The organism is Clostridia bacterium, from assembly GCA_035561135.1.
Classification (GTDB): domain Bacteria; phylum Acidobacteriota; class Terriglobia; order Terriglobales; family Acidobacteriaceae; genus DATMYA01.
In genome coordinates, this window is the sequence record DATMYA010000051.1 from 113,437 (window position 1) to 126,826 (window position 13,390).

Genomic DNA, 13,390 nt, shown 5'->3' on the forward strand with positions numbered 1-13,390 from the left:
TGTCTCCAAAAAATCGGGGCTGGTTTCCCAGCCCCGGCAGTGAGTCCCAGGAGGATGTTCTAGAACGACCCGTACACCAGAGCGTCGGGGCGATAGACGACCAGGGCAAGGCGCTCTTCGCAAAGGATGGCAACCATGTTTTTGATAAAGAAGTCGCTATGCTCGCGCGAAATTTCGATGCTTGCCTGTTGACGGTCGTACAGGTCGCACGCCATCTGGGTATCTCCGGCGAGGAACTTTCCGTTAACCATCGAAGGCGTCGGAATCACGTTGCGGCCCCAGATGATCGGAGTCGTAACCGCGTGCGGGTTGCCGAAGATGTACTGGCCGGAGCTCGCGGTACCGGTCGTCTTGAGCAGTTCGATGTCGTGCCACTGAGTCGGGTTGAGTACAACGACATTGGTAAAGCCGTTCGCCAACTCAATCTGCAGCAGGACGTGACGGAGTTTGTCGATGATGGTGTCCCCACTTACGGTGAGGTCGGTGTCGTAGTCGGTCGCCTGCGTGACGAGGCCGTTCAGGTCGCCGCTCGTTCCGGTACCGTTCAGCAACTGGTCTTCGACCTTCAGCGCCTGCATGTAGCGCATGCGGCCGTCGATGTATCCGCCGAGCGACGGAGCATCGTCGAGCACCTGGCGCGACGCCGGGATCCAGTGCGCGACGGTCTGCACGGGTTCGTTCGTAAGTGCAAAGGACAGCGCCGATTCGGCCTTCGACACGTTCTCATAGACCTGGGGCGAGCTGCCTTTGCCCTGAGGAGCCGCGGCGTTGGTCGAGGAGTTTTCCCTTACGAACTCAATCGAGTTCGAGGTAGCAGGAACCGTGTTCAGCAGGTCGCGAAGGAAGAGCCGCTGAACCATCGGCGCAACGATTCCGGGCACGCGCTGTGCCGGAACCAGCGGCTGATTCTGACCGGTGGCGTTTACGATCGCAGTCTTGCGGTTGAAGCCGCCAACGACCATGATGCGACCCGAAGACTTGGAGCCTTTCGAAGCGAAATCCTTGAACTCGGCCGACTCGATGACCTGAGCGCCGAGCGTCTTCGATTCAGGACCATCACCGAGCGACGTCGACTTGGAGAGCTTGTCCTCGATGCCCTTGATGCGATCGCGCGTCTCGGCGATCTCAGTCAACGTCTTGTCGAGCTTGGTCTTGGTCTCTTCGGCCATCGTCCCATTGGCTTTGATTTGCTTTTGAGCGTCCTCGGTGAAGGTACCGAGCTGCTCGCGCAGGCCCTTCAGCTCCTTGTCCAGGAATTCCTTGGTTTCGACAGGCAGCATAATGGGAGCGGTGCTCGCCATCAGAATGCCGGCAGTGTTGTGCTCGCCCGCGGCGAAGGCGTACACGCCGAATGCAACGAGCATGACGGCCAGGACCGGGAACGTACGGGTGAGAAGGTTCAACCCGAGGAAGGACAGGATCCTCGAGCCACGGAACTCCTGTTGGAAGCGAGCGATGTGTTTACGTTTCATTGCTTATGCTCCGTGAAACTTCAAGTTTTTGAACTGATCGAACAGCGAGTGGAGTTCCGAGTCGCTGCAGTTGTGCTTGGCGAGTGATTTTCCGGCGGAGTCGGTGTCGGAGTCCGCGGTCATCAGTGCCGAGATTTCATCCATGGCGCGCTTCAGGGCGTCGCGAGTGGCGACGTTCATTCGCCGGCCAGACTTCACTTCGTCCATCTCCTGCTTCAGAAACGCGGCGAGCTCGTCGATCGAGCCCTTCACGCCGGTGACCTGCGCCTTCGGATTCATCGGGAAGGTGACAAGCGACACTTCCCAGAGCTTCAATTCCTTGAGCTTGCGGATATCATTGGCCTTGTCGTATTCGCTGACGATCGTGTCGTAGCCGATCGACAATCCCTTGAGCACCTTGGCCTTCATCAGGCCGTGCGCCTTTTTCGCGACGTCAGACTCCATGACCAGGTCGCCGTGAATCAGCAGGCCTTCCTTGGAGTCTTCGAGCCTTCCCATGCCGATCGGCTCATGCGAGTCGTGCTGCCAGAGGATGGGGACTTCGCCGCCGTTGTTCTTGATCGTCCGGGTGAACGCGCCCGACTCGATGACGTCGCCGCCCAGGTCTACGTTGCCGTACACAGCAGCGACGCCTTCGAAAGTACCTCTATCGTCTACGGCCTTCATGTAGAACTTGAAATCCTTAGTTGACCGGGACATTTCGACCTCCAGCAGATAGTTGGGGTTTCGCTGCCGCGGCGGAGGCGAGATCCTCGAGCGCGCTCAGCAGCGTGTTGTTCGATTGCACGATCAGGTCGTCGCCGCCTGGCTTCGGAGGAAGGTTGAGCTTGGCGCGCCCCTCGTTCGGAGTCATCACGCCGGCGAACACAGCGGTGCGGATGTAGTTAATGCGACTAATCGAATCGCCTTGCATGAGCGCATCGAGATTGAACTTGATGCTCACGCCTTGGTCACTCGCTAACAACGAATGCTTGACCGCGTCCTGGATGCGGACGCACAGTGGCCCCTCGCCGTAGTCCACAAAGTTCCGGTTGAACTGCTCGGCACTGGCAAATGTTGGAACGTTTTGGGAGTCATTCAGGAAATACATTGGAACTCCATACATCGAACCGATCTCTGCTGATCCTGCCCGCATCTGCTCGAGGATCTGCGCGTCGGCCGGCGAGACGGAGAATGGCTTCGGTTCCATGCCGTCAAACATGAACAGAATTCGACCGGCGTTCTCCTCTCCCGTATAAAGCTTCTCGGCGCTTTCACGTAACCGGTCCTTTGCCTCAGGGCTGTACTTCACGTCTTTCGGAGCAACGAATGCGACTGAAGGCCGCGCTCCGTTCCTTAGAAACGCCGTCTGAAACTTCGAGGCTGACATCGTGCGCGCAATTACCTGGCTGGCCGATATCGGCGACATGCCGTTGATGCCATCGATCGAGAAGTTGCGGATGTGCAGAATGTCTTTGGGCGCGAACCGCGCTATCGTTCCATCCGGAATGGAGACGTCGTACAGAAGATTGCGGTTCTTGAAGTGCACGCGCGTGCGTTCGAATGGTAAGGGCCACAGCGCCGTGATTCTCTTCCCTATCCTCACGATCTCCGCGTAGGCGTTGCCGTGCAGGTTTAGGCTTAGGAGCATGGCTTCCCAGAAAGGAACCTTGCTCATGTATTCGTTCGGGCGCTCGAGTACTTCGCTAATGTAGTGATCGATCGGCCGACTCACGCCGCCGTCGCTTTTGACGACGTCGATCGGCAGCGTGCTCGTCACGCGGCCCAGCAGATTGCAGCAGGTCCACACGGCAGACAACTGCAGCGCTGAGAGTCCGGTGACGGCGCCGTCCGTAATTCCAAAGAACTGACGAAACGCCCCCGGCATCTGCTGACTAACCGGCCACACCGGAAATCCAACGGCCTTCTCGAACATCCAGCTAGCCATCTTCTGCAGTCGGTTCATACGATCATCAATCCTTCGCTTTCGTGCGTGGGTTGCGGTTGCAGCACGATCGTGCGGCGCCGCGCCATGAACAGCGCGACCGGGCCGTCGATCTTGTTCTCCGGCTGTTCCTTCTCCGGCATAATGTCTTCGCGCTGGTTGGTGCGGCAGACGACGTTCGACATCATCCAGTCGAATACCGCGTCGCCGTCGTAGTGGAGGCAGCCGTCAAATACGTCGGCTTCAACTTCCTTCATTGCCGGCGAAAATGTTTTGGAGTTCTGCGCAGTCTCGACGAACTCTATTGATTCGTCCCACTCCGGCTCTTCCTGGATGAGGGTGATGAGCGCGATTGCCTGAGTCATGTCGAGCGGAATTTCACGAATGACAAACCGCTTCCGGTCCTCGATCAGGTCCCTTTTGATATGCCCGAAAGACGTGATATTTCCGGGCGTAACGGTGAGTAACCCTTGCTCGGCCCAGATTTTGTAGTTCTCGTTCGTGCTCTCTTGGACGGCCAGTTCGCTGACGTAGTGCTTCGCAAACATGTAGGTGTGCCGCTTCTCATCGATGAGGCGCTGGAACAGATACACCTTGGAAGCAATGTCCTTGCGGCTCGCCAGGTCGAGGCCGATGATGCATTCTTCGCTTTCGAAATCCTCAATTCGGAGAGTGGGATCCGCGCACGCCTTCCACTTCTCCATGTTCATCCAGCCGGCGCTCGCACCGTCCCAGATGTTCAAGTACTTGCGCTTGTACGCGTTCTGTTTATGTGCCGATGCGACGGCCGAGTCGCGCTGGTTTAATAGAAACGACGGCTCGACCGAGATTCCGTAATTCGGACAGGCCATTCGGAGAGCGTCTTCGCTCTTCCAGTCCATTCCCTTGTTGATGGTGTAGATAATTCCGAATACACGTTCGTTTACGACTTTGCCTGCCAGGATTCGCTCGAGGTCGCGCTGAATCAGATAACACGGACCGCTTGTGTTGCTACCGGCGCTAGAAATGATCACGCTCAACGGATTCTCGCGCGCCGCCATGCCTTGTTCCATCGTGTCGATCAGTTCGAAAGTGAGGTACTCATGGACCTCATCACCGATGAAACATGATGGTGAGTCGCCGTCCCCAGGCTTGGCGATGACAGCCTTTAATATCGAGCCGTCTTCTTCCTTCACCAGGTTGTGTGTGTTGACCTTGACGCCGAACGCACGGCAGAACTCCGGCGATCGCAATGCCATGGCGCGAGCGAATTTGAACCCCAGGCGCTTGGCCTGCTCTTCGCTCGTCGCTCCGAAGTACACCTCCGCCGCATATTCGCCGTCGGCAAATCCTTTCCCAAGGCCGATGCCGGCACTGAGGAAGGTCTTCCCCTGCTTGCGGGGAATGATCAAAATAACTTTGTGAAACCGGTAACGTGTCGGTTCTGCCTTCTCAACCCAACCGAAGGCGTTGACAACGAAGAAACATTGCCAGGGCTCGAGGACCAGGCGCTCTTTGCGCTTCGCCCATTTTCCTTTCACATGAGTGAAGGCCTCGAGCAGGCGGCACCAGTACTCAGCCGATTCGTCGCTTAGGACGAACTCAAATTTTTTTCCCTTCGAACGCCGAAGGTCGTTCTCGAATCGTTGGCAGGCCTGTATCGCCTGCTTACATGCCGGAATCCTGCCTTTGATCACATCTGACGCATACTGCTTTGCGATCGCAACGTAGTCGCGGCCTATTTTGTGCTCGCCCTCGTGCTCGGCCGGACGGCCGCATTCGGGAAACGGACAGAGTTCGTTAGTTGACTTCTGTTCGCTTGCCCCGCGCGGCGGCTGCGAGCTTTTGGAACTCGGATTCTGTTTCCTGCTTTTGCTTGGTCGGGGCATTGATTTTGCTTCGATCCGCGGGCGTCATCCCCATCTTCCCAAGACAGGAAATGATCAGGTTGTACTCGGCAGCCTTCAGAAGTTCACCGGCGCGATGACGGGCCATCAGGCCGCAAGTGATCTCCAGGTACATCCGGTCACAGACGGTGAGCACTCCTTCCGCTGCCTGGCCTGAGAGTTCGTTCCATATCTCGACTTGCAACTCTTTCAGGTTCTCCGGCGGATCTCCGAGCGGTCCCGACGGCACGGGCTCGTTCTCGCGCTCTCGCGCTCGCTGCGGATCGTGCTTGAAAGCGCCCGATCTCTCGAGTTGTGCCGTTGGTTTTCTCGGTCGCGCCATAGCATTCGGCCTCGTCCCGCCCCGGGCAGCGTCATCGCGCTTCTTTCGTTGCAACGAATTAGCGGCCCGGGACAAGCTTTAAAAAAACACGAATTTTGCGGAAGCGTGAAAAGCACTGGCGGGACGGTCTCCGCAAGGCGCGCGTAGAGATCCGACCCACCCCCGGTCTATGAAAATCGGGAGATTTATACAAATCTGGACTGTTTGGATCGGTTCTACGCCAGTCCGCCGCGTCCGCCGAGCGAGTTGTGACACGGATCGCAGAGCGGCTGCAGGTTCTGCTCGTCGTACTTGGCCCCGCCGTCTACCAGGCGGACGATGTGATGTGGTTCAGTGGCCGCCCTGGAGCATCCCTTCGTGGCCTCACACTTCGGATGCCTCCGCAGGTACCCAATCTTGAAGTTGCGCCACTGTCGATCGTAGCCACGCCGCGCGGCCGACAGTCTGGGCGGACCGCCGCGATGCTTACTGCAACGCCCATCCGTCGTGAGAGCCCTGCATCCTGGATGAGTGCACGGACGCCTTGGAGCTATGGGCACAACTTCACCACTTAGGTTCAGTACGCAAGGCCTCGAGGTTGTCTTTGGTCACGACTTCCTCTCTGGCTTTGCTCAGCGACGACACGGCCTGCTCGATACTGGCAACGACGCCTACGAACTTTGGATTGGATCCGAGCGAGACCAGTAGGCCGGACAGAATGGCAAGCGCCATATCCAACAGCGTCAGGAACCCAACACCTGCGTTCAGCACAATCGGATCATCGGGACCTGGTCGAACGCCCGCGGTAAGGGTCTTGATTTGCTTCACCACGTCGTTCAGTAGCTGCAGTGACTCACGCAATTGTGTCTCGGCGTTAGGATGCGGTACGCATGGCTTCGTACCAGTCGCGAACTCTGGTGATGCACAGTAGACTTCGATCGCGTCGATAACGAGGTTTTGTGATGCGATCGCTTTATTAATGGCTATGCACACCGGTTTCGTCGGCGCCGCCTGGCATTCCTCGAGGTGCTGCTTCTGTTCGCTTTCGATGAAGCCCTTCGCCGCGGCGACGCCATCGCGCGCGATGACCTCGATCGGCTTCGTTTGGTCAGGACAACCGGTGAATGCGCACGCCACCAACAGGATCGTGAGCACCGCAAGTACTGAGAACACCTTCTTCATTGCATCCTCCTTGATGCTTGGTGATTCGAGTTATTGGGCCGATTGCAACAGACGTTGAGCCCTTCGCTGGTCTAGGATCTTCGTCACAATTACCCAGAGTGCAGTGAGAACATCGATTAGCCCCGCGACGAGATCTTCCTGCGTTTCGTCTGGGACGATGACTCCGTGTTGCGCAAGCACACGCAACAGCAGTCCGACCGCGACGCCGACCACGCGCTTTGAGAGAATCAGATCCTTGAGGTTCATTCGACCACCTCGTTAGAAGTGCAGCATCATTCAATGATTCCGCGCCGCAGCGCCATCGCGACGGCGTGTGCGATTCCGCCAGCGCCTAGCTTTTGCGCCGCCATACTGCCTAGCGCCTTCACGTACCCGAGAGTGATAAACAGCTCTTCTGCGATGTCGGAGTAGTGCTTGCCGTATGCCACGAGCTGGAGGACAGTGAGCTCCCGGTCACTTAGTGGCGCCACACGCCGGGCGCGCATATCAGCAGGCGATTGTGTGCGCAAGCGATCCGTCCTTGAGGTTCATCCAATCACTTCGGTTATGTAGTAGTGCCTCACTTCGGCGATGTACTCATGCGGCACGATCCGGTCGCGGAAGTTACCGGTGTTCCAGGCATCGCAGATCTCTTCGATCGTGTCCGCCTTCTGCCGGCCGATGACCCACATGCGAAGCCGATCCACCGAGGCCTTCATCGCTTTCTCCGGCTCGGACGCCAATTCGTCCAGCGTGACATCGAGCGCGTTGCACGCCATGATTTGCAGCGGTCCGTAAGAGCACGCGTAGGCGGATCCACAACGTTTCAGTGCCTTAGTATCCGCATACTTCCCGCCGATGTCATAAGCAGGCTCATGCCTCGGCTTCAGGTTCTTTCCGAAGCTCGATTCCCTGCCGGCCATCGCCCATAGCAACAGCGGAGCGTCGATGGGTTTCCCGAATCCATCGTCGGACTTTATGAGTGCAGTCTGCAGCTCGGCACCGTGCACCAGGCAAAAGCGCGCGAGATCGTGCTTCGGCATCGACAGCACCACTGCTGCGACTGCGCTCATCGCCCGGCTCTCGCAGGCATGGCGATCGAGAGCTTCCCTTCGACGTTAGAGATCCGACCCTCGTGATTCATCACGTCGCCCTCCACATTTTCCAAGCGCCGGTCAGTCTCGGTCTGCGCGCGCTTCGAGATTCCGACGTGTATCGCTGCACTGATGATCTGGACCGCGACTGTCACTGCGACCATCGTCTGTCCGTCTGTCATGTTCGTTCCTCGGCGCGAACGGTCGCGCGTGCCGCCTGCGCAGCGATGCAGCGCGCACGACCGTGCACTCGCGGGCCGTTTAGCCCGCGACACTTTCGATATGGGAATTTGTTTTGGTTTGTCGATTAAGACTGATGGTCGACGTTCAACACACTACGACAGCTCCGGCAGATGATTGCGCCGGCGTAGAACTTAGGATCTTCCGCTTTCCACGCCCACTCGAGCTGATCACCCGAACAGACTGGACATTCGAGCGGCGGCAATAGCCTTTCGGTCGACGATCTTTCTCGAAGGCCGACGCAGGTCCGCGGTTTTGCGCGCTCTGCATTTGTGACTTCCTGGCCGACAGTGAGCGCAGTATCTTTCATCGGTACCTATCGCCCGCACAAATATGCGCGGGCACCATTCGCAAAGCTTGAGCTCGAGCCGGCTTTCGTCGACCGCCGGCGACTTGCTTCCAGGGATCCACTTACCGCTGAGCACGGCATCCGCAACATCACGCGCAGAGTTACTTCGCATCCTCGACCGCCGCGGTGCCCAATGCCGTAACCATGTTCGTCATCTCGGTTTGCATGCTGCAGCCCTTGCTGCAGCGGCCGTCTCGCTCGGGATCCACACACGGCCGGCGACGATCGTCACCGCAAAGGTGTCATGGATCTCAGGCCAGCTCTCCACTTTGTCTCGCGAAAAGCACCTGCGATTTTCTTCGTGCGCCTCGGCGTTGTTGACCATGTCGCGTTTCGTCAGCGTCGCCACTACTCGGCAACTCTTTCGACGAATTTTCATCATGATCACCAGGCGCTTGCCCTTCGCCAGTTCGCGCGATGTCGTCAGGCGCGTTGCCTGGCCGCTCTCAACCAGTGCATAAGCTTCGCGTTCACTGATGGATTTGAGTCGGTCGCCGTTTGCGGAAACTACTACCGCACGATGAACGTGTCTTGCCATATCGTCCTGTAGTGGGGGCCGAACGCAAATGCGGGGGAGTGTACAAACACTTGTGACGTTGAGTACTGCGGCCGGATTCGCTCAGCGGAGGCTTGTTAAGGCCAGCGTTCGGGAAGGACCCGAAGAAGAGATGTAAGTAGCAGGTGCCAAATCGTACCTACAACTCTGCGTGCGATGCAACAGGATTCTCTTTGCGAACAAAGAAATCGGATCGGTATAACGATGTTCTGCCAGCCTGTCACCTAAAGAGTAACGGGGTTTTCCTGTAATGAATTTGTCTCTTCAGGTTCTGCCGGCGCCGGTTTGAACGGAAGAGATTTGCGATCGCGAGTGCCGACTGAGCCTGGTGTGAACTCTCCGTGGATCCACCGCACGAAGTTATCGGCGTGGCCAATGTACATGGCCTTGGAGTGCGTGCTGAGGTCGCTCTTGTCCACGTCATCGGCGTAGCCGTTCAGCAGCTCGCGGATCTGCTTCAGGAAGTCAGGACTGGTGGTCCGTCTCGATCGCCGGCGTGGTGTGCGTGCAATCACATCTTTCAGCCTGGTCTTTTTCGTTCGGAGCGCCATTGCAGTTCCTTACACTTTCCTGCCACTGCTCGCACTATTCAGGCAGCTATCGGCGATGCCGACGATGTAATCGATTTGACGTTCCATGCTGAATCGCGCTTGGGGGCTCTTCTCATCTGCCTTCATGAGCTGGATGCGAATCGCCTTAAGTTCGTGGGCGATCGCCAGCAGTGCCTCTAGGTGTCTGTCCATTTCAGTCCATCCTTTTCAGCGCACAAATCTACAGCATGGACCGAGAGCGTGAACACTTGAATTCTTAAACACAAATAACAGAAACCTGCTAACAAACCCAATCAAAGCAAATATGATGTAGTCCGATGGCCAAAAAAGACTACATCTGGCACGTCACCCTCACGACTGGACACGGTCGCCGATCTCCTAGAAGTGAGGTCAGCGACCAGGTCGTCGCAGAGCTTGAGAACGTAATCGATTGGGCATTGCACGCGCGCGAATCCGTAATTCCGGGGCGACCAGGTTACACGATCAACATCACCGACGAGGGCCGGTGCATGATCGCGACAATCTACACTCCTGACGGAATGCCACTCGTCACGATTGGTGTTGCCGCGCACTCACTGCGTGGCGCCGCGGTATGGCGGATGCTGCACGAAACGGGGAGTATGGAATACGCTACATCTCCGAACGAAGTGCCTGGCGAGCCGTGGTGCGCTGTGCGGCTGGACGTCGGGCTGCCCTTCTATCCAGAGGCTGCAGCGTGGCTCGGTGATTTCGAGCGATGCTTGGCGTGGGCGTGGATGAGTAGATATGAAGAAACCTAGCTCATTATCGGAGATTCGAGCTGCAGCCGGACGAAAAGGCGGCAGCGTTTCGTCCGCCGCGAAGACTATAGCTGCTCGCCTCAACGGCGCGATCGGCGGCTCCGCCACATCCGACGCCAAGGCCGAGGCTGCTCGGATCAACGGACGCGAGGGCGGACGTCCTCGAAGAACACAGTAGGGAACCTCTGCGCGATCCTGGGGATCATCCAGGACGAACTTCGACCGACGCCCGATCGGACTCAGTCTCTGCCCTACAGCTTGTCGTTTGGAGTGTTGATTCGCCTACGCTCGCGTGATTTTGGTTTTGCCTTTGCCGTTGTCTTTGCCATCTCGATATCTTTTCCATGTTCGTGTTCTGCTGTGCACTTTGGTTCAAGACTTGCTTTTCCCTTCTTGGAGAGAGCGGGGTTGGTTTGGAGGGGGCGCAGCCCCCTATCCAACACAAATGATCGAGGCCTTTGATTCGATCGCGTTCTTTGCGATCGCACCTCAATGCCTTTCAAGAAGAAGGCCGAAGGCCCGACGCGCGCGTGCGCGCCTCCTCAACAATCCACAGCGTCCACAAAGTAAATCTACGGCGGCGACGTGTATGTATGGGGAACCGCAATGCGAGGCCGGAATCGGGTCCCAAATACTAATTGCTGCTTCCAGGTATCCACCTTGTTGCTTTCAATCATGGGGGAAAAGTTCTTGGTGCTGCTTCCAATCATGACGAGAGCAACGTTTTTGCACCTGTGAATCGCCTCGTGACAACTAGAGTGTGCATGTTGGATGCTCGCAGACGCCGTGACAACTAGAGTGTGCACGAGTCCTGCTCCCGAAGATCTGACCGTGACAACTAGAGTGTGCACGCAAAAAGAGCCATCCTCCTAAGTGGGCGTGTTTCTTACCTCAGAAACGAAAAGAGGCCAGGCACACTTCGGCCTGGCCCTTGAATCCGCTTTTGCATGTTGTGGAAAGTGTTCCCTAGGTAGGTGGTCGCGGGATCGCGACGTCGATCAGGCTGCTATTAACCCCTCTTGCCAGCATCCTGCTTCTGCACTCTTTGTAAAATGACTGCACCTGCCCGTTCTTTGCTAACCACTCGTCGCGCGTGTCGCCGTAGATCTGGTCCATCAGTTCCGCCGCGGCCTGCCGAGTCGCCCGTACCGACACCATGCAGCGATCGTAGCGTTCCTTGTCGCTCTCGATGAAGTCAGCAACCCCTATGTACTCGTTCGACTCTTGCTGCTTCCACACGGCCCCAGGACACTTGTGCTTGACCGGCTGCCCATCCTTGAACCACTGACCAGGCTTACCGATAAACTTCAGGAGTCCCAGGCCCTTGTGCGTCACGCCATCGCGTCCGGTCCACTCCACAGCCATCCTGCGGAGAGCCCAGCGCACGGTGTCTCGATGCAGCCCCGTCTTGGCTCCGATCGACTCCTGCGACTGCTGCACCTTTCCAGCCTTCCACAACCCCGAGGCGCGATCGCGAACGAGAAGTCCATGCGCATACAAGTGGAGCAGGACAATGCGCTCGGTGCTCGTCAGCGGGATGTTGGGATGGTTTATGACTGCCGCGAAGTGCCGGAAGAAAGTATTGGACAAATCGTCCTGCGAAAAATGCCTGGCTAATGTTTCGATCCTGGCGAGTTCGGCGGAGCTGGGGTCGTGATGCTCGGAATCTTTGTACCGTCTCTTGGAGGACTCTGGAACTCCCCATGTGTACTTATTCGAGCTGTACGTCGGCGTGGTCTTAATCAGATCCGGAGAGACCTGGCTGATCTTTCTGGACGCGGTGGCCGCGTGCTTATAGCCCATCGCCGGCGCAATATCGCTGAGCGACTTCTGCTTTACGTGGAGCTTTCTGCCGCCATCGTGGGGCAGTACATCAAGGACAATGGCCGCGCTGCCCAGTAGGAGCGTCGCCTGCTTATCCTTAGCAGCTCGTCGCGTCTCAGCTTTGGCCTTATGCGCCGTCACCTTTTCACCGAGAGCATGGAACAGCCATGCGGGAAGCGGCAACTGTCGCGTCTGCGCGGGAACGCCAGCGACGTAGAGACCGCTCTGCGTCGGGACCATCACGGCTTGATACTTGGATCCGGGTTTGGACCTGGAGGCTATGACTGGCCCTCCGCTACCGGCATCAGATCCCCTTCACTTGCGAGGTTCATCTGTTGTACTAACGCTCTGGGTGTGCCGCTCATCTTACCTGTTAACCTCGATTTGTTCATCTCGATTCCTGCCGAGAACTGACTCGTTTTCGAAAAGCATTCGTTCGCAAAGCCGCGGAGAGTCATGCAGCGGCTGCTCGCATACGTTGTTTTGCCTGCCAGCGGCGCAGTCTGTTTGAAGCAGTCCTATACGGAACCGGCTGGCGCGAAGGCTTCAGGTAGAAGCCGTCTTCGTACACCATCATCCGGATATCTAGAGCGGACACCTTTTGACCAGCAGATCGCATGCGCGACCGGATCCGCTCGCACTCCTTCAGTCCGTCCGGAGTAAGCCCGTATCGGGTCGGATAGCAACGTCCGAAACGGCTGAGCAACTTCTTCGCTTCCGCGAGACTGACACGCATTCCAGCCCGCCGGCGAAGCCGTCCCTGGATGAGAATGGCGTCGTGATTCGCAATAAACCGTGCATGCGCTCGAGCGTTTATCTGTTCTCGGTTCTGCTCGGAGGAAGTCCGCCAGTAGCTTTCATTGACTTCGGAGTTGTACGTCCGCCAGCGACGGAGATACTTCGTCTTGTACTCTCTCCGGTGTCCACGCTCTCGCATGTTGTGACACAGCTTGCAGCGGGGCCGAACTTGGAAATGTCCGCTCTTGCGATGGCGGACGACGATGATTTCGACAAGAGGCTTATCCTTGTCGCACAGAAGACACTTGCACGTTGCTGGGAGTTCATCGCGGCTTTTGAATATCATCCCTGATGTTCTCCAATATTCGAATAAACAATCTCGACCGTGGACGCGACGCTATCTGGAATGCTCAAGCTGCTCCATCCTCTCCGCGATCGTTAGCTTCTGTTTGCCGGCGCCGTCGCACTTCGTGCAGAGGCGCACTCGATACACTTCCTCTGGAGCCTGCTCGAGG

General features: G+C 57.4%; 18 protein-coding genes. 4 read left to right on the forward strand and 14 right to left on the reverse strand.

Annotation, left to right across the window (positions count from 1 at the left end):
• Positions 1-59 precede the first annotated feature (59 nt).
• Genes VN622_10965 through VN622_10985 form a run of 5 tightly spaced genes read right to left on the reverse strand, consistent with a single transcriptional unit; the run spans position 60 to position 5,604 of the window.
• Positions 60-1,472, reverse strand: a complete 1,413-nt coding sequence (locus VN622_10965; GenBank protein ID HWR36378.1) for a phage major capsid protein — start codon at positions 1,470-1,472, stop codon at positions 60-62.
• 3 nt (positions 1,473-1,475) lie between these two features.
• Entirely contained in the window at positions 1,476-2,171 is a 696-nt protein-coding gene (locus VN622_10970; protein HWR36379.1) for an HK97 family phage prohead protease, read from the reverse strand.
• Entirely contained in the window at positions 2,155-3,417 is a 1,263-nt protein-coding gene (locus VN622_10975) for a phage portal protein (protein HWR36380.1), read from the reverse strand. The genes VN622_10970 and VN622_10975 overlap by 17 nt, the downstream gene beginning before the upstream one ends.
• Complete coding sequence (locus VN622_10980; protein ID HWR36381.1) at positions 3,414-5,264, reverse strand: terminase TerL endonuclease subunit; 1,851 nt, start codon at positions 5,262-5,264, stop codon at positions 3,414-3,416. Before VN622_10980 ends, VN622_10975 begins: the two co-directional genes overlap by 4 nt.
• Positions 5,176-5,604, reverse strand: a complete 429-nt coding sequence (locus VN622_10985) for a hypothetical protein (protein ID HWR36382.1) — start codon at positions 5,602-5,604, stop codon at positions 5,176-5,178. The genes VN622_10980 and VN622_10985 overlap by 89 nt, the downstream gene beginning before the upstream one ends.
• A gap of 248 nt (positions 5,605-5,852) precedes the next feature.
• On the opposite strand from VN622_10985, the gene VN622_10990 reads away from it, so the two are divergent.
• A complete protein-coding gene (locus VN622_10990; protein HWR36383.1) occupies positions 5,853-6,158 on the forward strand; it encodes a hypothetical protein in 306 nt (101 codons plus the stop codon).
• On the opposite strand, the gene VN622_10995 is transcribed toward VN622_10990, so the two are convergent.
• The 8 genes from VN622_10995 to VN622_11030 all read right to left on the reverse strand — a co-directional run bounded on the left by VN622_10995 (position 6,148) and on the right by VN622_11030 (position 9,726).
• A complete protein-coding gene (locus VN622_10995; protein ID HWR36384.1) occupies positions 6,148-6,765 on the reverse strand; it encodes a hypothetical protein in 618 nt (205 codons plus the stop codon). The genes VN622_10990 and VN622_10995 overlap by 11 nt on opposite strands.
• A 30-nt stretch (positions 6,766-6,795) precedes the next feature.
• Positions 6,796-7,011 (reverse strand): hypothetical protein, encoded by a 216-nt coding sequence (locus VN622_11000; GenBank protein ID HWR36385.1) that lies wholly within the window; start codon positions 7,009-7,011, stop codon positions 6,796-6,798.
• 26 nt (positions 7,012-7,037) lie between these two features.
• On the reverse strand, positions 7,038-7,274 hold the full coding sequence (locus VN622_11005) for a helix-turn-helix transcriptional regulator (GenBank protein ID HWR36386.1): 237 nt from the start codon (positions 7,272-7,274) through the stop codon (positions 7,038-7,040).
• 18 nt (positions 7,275-7,292) lie between these two features.
• Positions 7,293-7,817 (reverse strand): hypothetical protein, encoded by a 525-nt coding sequence (locus tag VN622_11010; GenBank protein ID HWR36387.1) that lies wholly within the window; start codon positions 7,815-7,817, stop codon positions 7,293-7,295.
• Entirely contained in the window at positions 7,814-8,020 is a 207-nt protein-coding gene (locus tag VN622_11015; protein HWR36388.1) for a hypothetical protein, read from the reverse strand. The genes VN622_11010 and VN622_11015 overlap by 4 nt, the downstream gene beginning before the upstream one ends.
• Before the next feature lie 558 nt (positions 8,021-8,578).
• Complete coding sequence (locus VN622_11020; GenBank protein HWR36389.1) at positions 8,579-8,965, reverse strand: hypothetical protein; 387 nt, start codon at positions 8,963-8,965, stop codon at positions 8,579-8,581.
• A gap of 242 nt (positions 8,966-9,207) precedes the next feature.
• Positions 9,208-9,534: a hypothetical protein gene (locus VN622_11025; GenBank protein ID HWR36390.1), complete on the reverse strand. Its 327-nt coding sequence runs from the start codon at positions 9,532-9,534 to the stop codon at positions 9,208-9,210.
• Between the two features lie 9 nt (positions 9,535-9,543).
• Positions 9,544-9,726 carry a hypothetical protein gene (locus VN622_11030; protein HWR36391.1) on the reverse strand — a complete coding sequence of 61 codons (183 nt, stop codon included), beginning with the start codon at positions 9,724-9,726 and terminating at the stop codon, positions 9,544-9,546.
• A gap of 125 nt (positions 9,727-9,851) precedes the next feature.
• On the opposite strand from VN622_11030, the gene VN622_11035 reads away from it, so the two are divergent.
• Together VN622_11035 and VN622_11040 are read left to right on the forward strand one after the other, a co-directional pair.
• Positions 9,852-10,313 carry a hypothetical protein gene (locus VN622_11035; GenBank protein ID HWR36392.1) on the forward strand — a complete coding sequence of 154 codons (462 nt, stop codon included), beginning with the start codon at positions 9,852-9,854 and terminating at the stop codon, positions 10,311-10,313.
• Complete coding sequence (locus tag VN622_11040; GenBank protein HWR36393.1) at positions 10,300-10,491, forward strand: hypothetical protein; 192 nt, start codon at positions 10,300-10,302, stop codon at positions 10,489-10,491. Before VN622_11035 ends, VN622_11040 begins: the two co-directional genes overlap by 14 nt.
• A gap of 788 nt (positions 10,492-11,279) precedes the next feature.
• Here the strand turns inward: VN622_11040 and VN622_11045 are convergent.
• Entirely contained in the window at positions 11,280-12,380 is a 1,101-nt protein-coding gene (locus VN622_11045) for a hypothetical protein (protein ID HWR36394.1), read from the reverse strand.
• A gap of 535 nt (positions 12,381-12,915) precedes the next feature.
• Here VN622_11045 and VN622_11050 point away from each other — a divergent pair.
• Positions 12,916-13,227 (forward strand): hypothetical protein, encoded by a 312-nt coding sequence (locus tag VN622_11050; GenBank protein HWR36395.1) that lies wholly within the window; start codon positions 12,916-12,918, stop codon positions 13,225-13,227.
• The last annotated feature ends 163 nt before the right edge of the window (positions 13,228-13,390 follow it).

Bases quoted from the DNA above. Each gene is read 5' to 3' on its own strand.
- VN622_10965 (HWR36378.1), bottom strand. From the start codon at position 1,472: ATGAAACGTAAACACATCGCTCGCTTCCAACAGGAGTTCCGTGGCTCG.
- VN622_10970 (HWR36379.1), bottom strand. From the start codon at position 2,171: ATGTCCCGGTCAACTAAGGATTTCAAGTTCTACATGAAGGCCGTAGAC.
- VN622_10975 (HWR36380.1), bottom strand. From the start codon at position 3,417: ATGAACCGACTGCAGAAGATGGCTAGCTGGATGTTCGAGAAGGCCGTT.
- VN622_10980 (HWR36381.1), bottom strand. From the start codon at position 5,264: ATGCCCCGACCAAGCAAAAGCAGGAAACAGAATCCGAGTTCCAAAAGC.
- VN622_10985 (HWR36382.1), bottom strand. From the start codon at position 5,604: ATGGCGCGACCGAGAAAACCAACGGCACAACTCGAGAGATCGGGCGCT.
- VN622_10995 (HWR36384.1), bottom strand. From the start codon at position 6,765: ATGAAGAAGGTGTTCTCAGTACTTGCGGTGCTCACGATCCTGTTGGTG.
- VN622_11000 (HWR36385.1), bottom strand. From the start codon at position 7,011: ATGAACCTCAAGGATCTGATTCTCTCAAAGCGCGTGGTCGGCGTCGCG.
- VN622_11010 (HWR36387.1), bottom strand. From the start codon at position 7,817: ATGAGCGCAGTCGCAGCAGTGGTGCTGTCGATGCCGAAGCACGATCTC.
- VN622_11015 (HWR36388.1), bottom strand. From the start codon at position 8,020: ATGACAGACGGACAGACGATGGTCGCAGTGACAGTCGCGGTCCAGATC.
- VN622_11020 (HWR36389.1), bottom strand. From the start codon at position 8,965: ATGGCAAGACACGTTCATCGTGCGGTAGTAGTTTCCGCAAACGGCGAC.
- VN622_11025 (HWR36390.1), bottom strand. From the start codon at position 9,534: ATGGCGCTCCGAACGAAAAAGACCAGGCTGAAAGATGTGATTGCACGC.
- VN622_11030 (HWR36391.1), bottom strand. From the start codon at position 9,726: ATGGACAGACACCTAGAGGCACTGCTGGCGATCGCCCACGAACTTAAG.
- VN622_11035 (HWR36392.1), top strand. From the start codon at position 9,852: ATGGCCAAAAAAGACTACATCTGGCACGTCACCCTCACGACTGGACAC.
- VN622_11040 (HWR36393.1), top strand. From the start codon at position 10,300: ATGAAGAAACCTAGCTCATTATCGGAGATTCGAGCTGCAGCCGGACGA.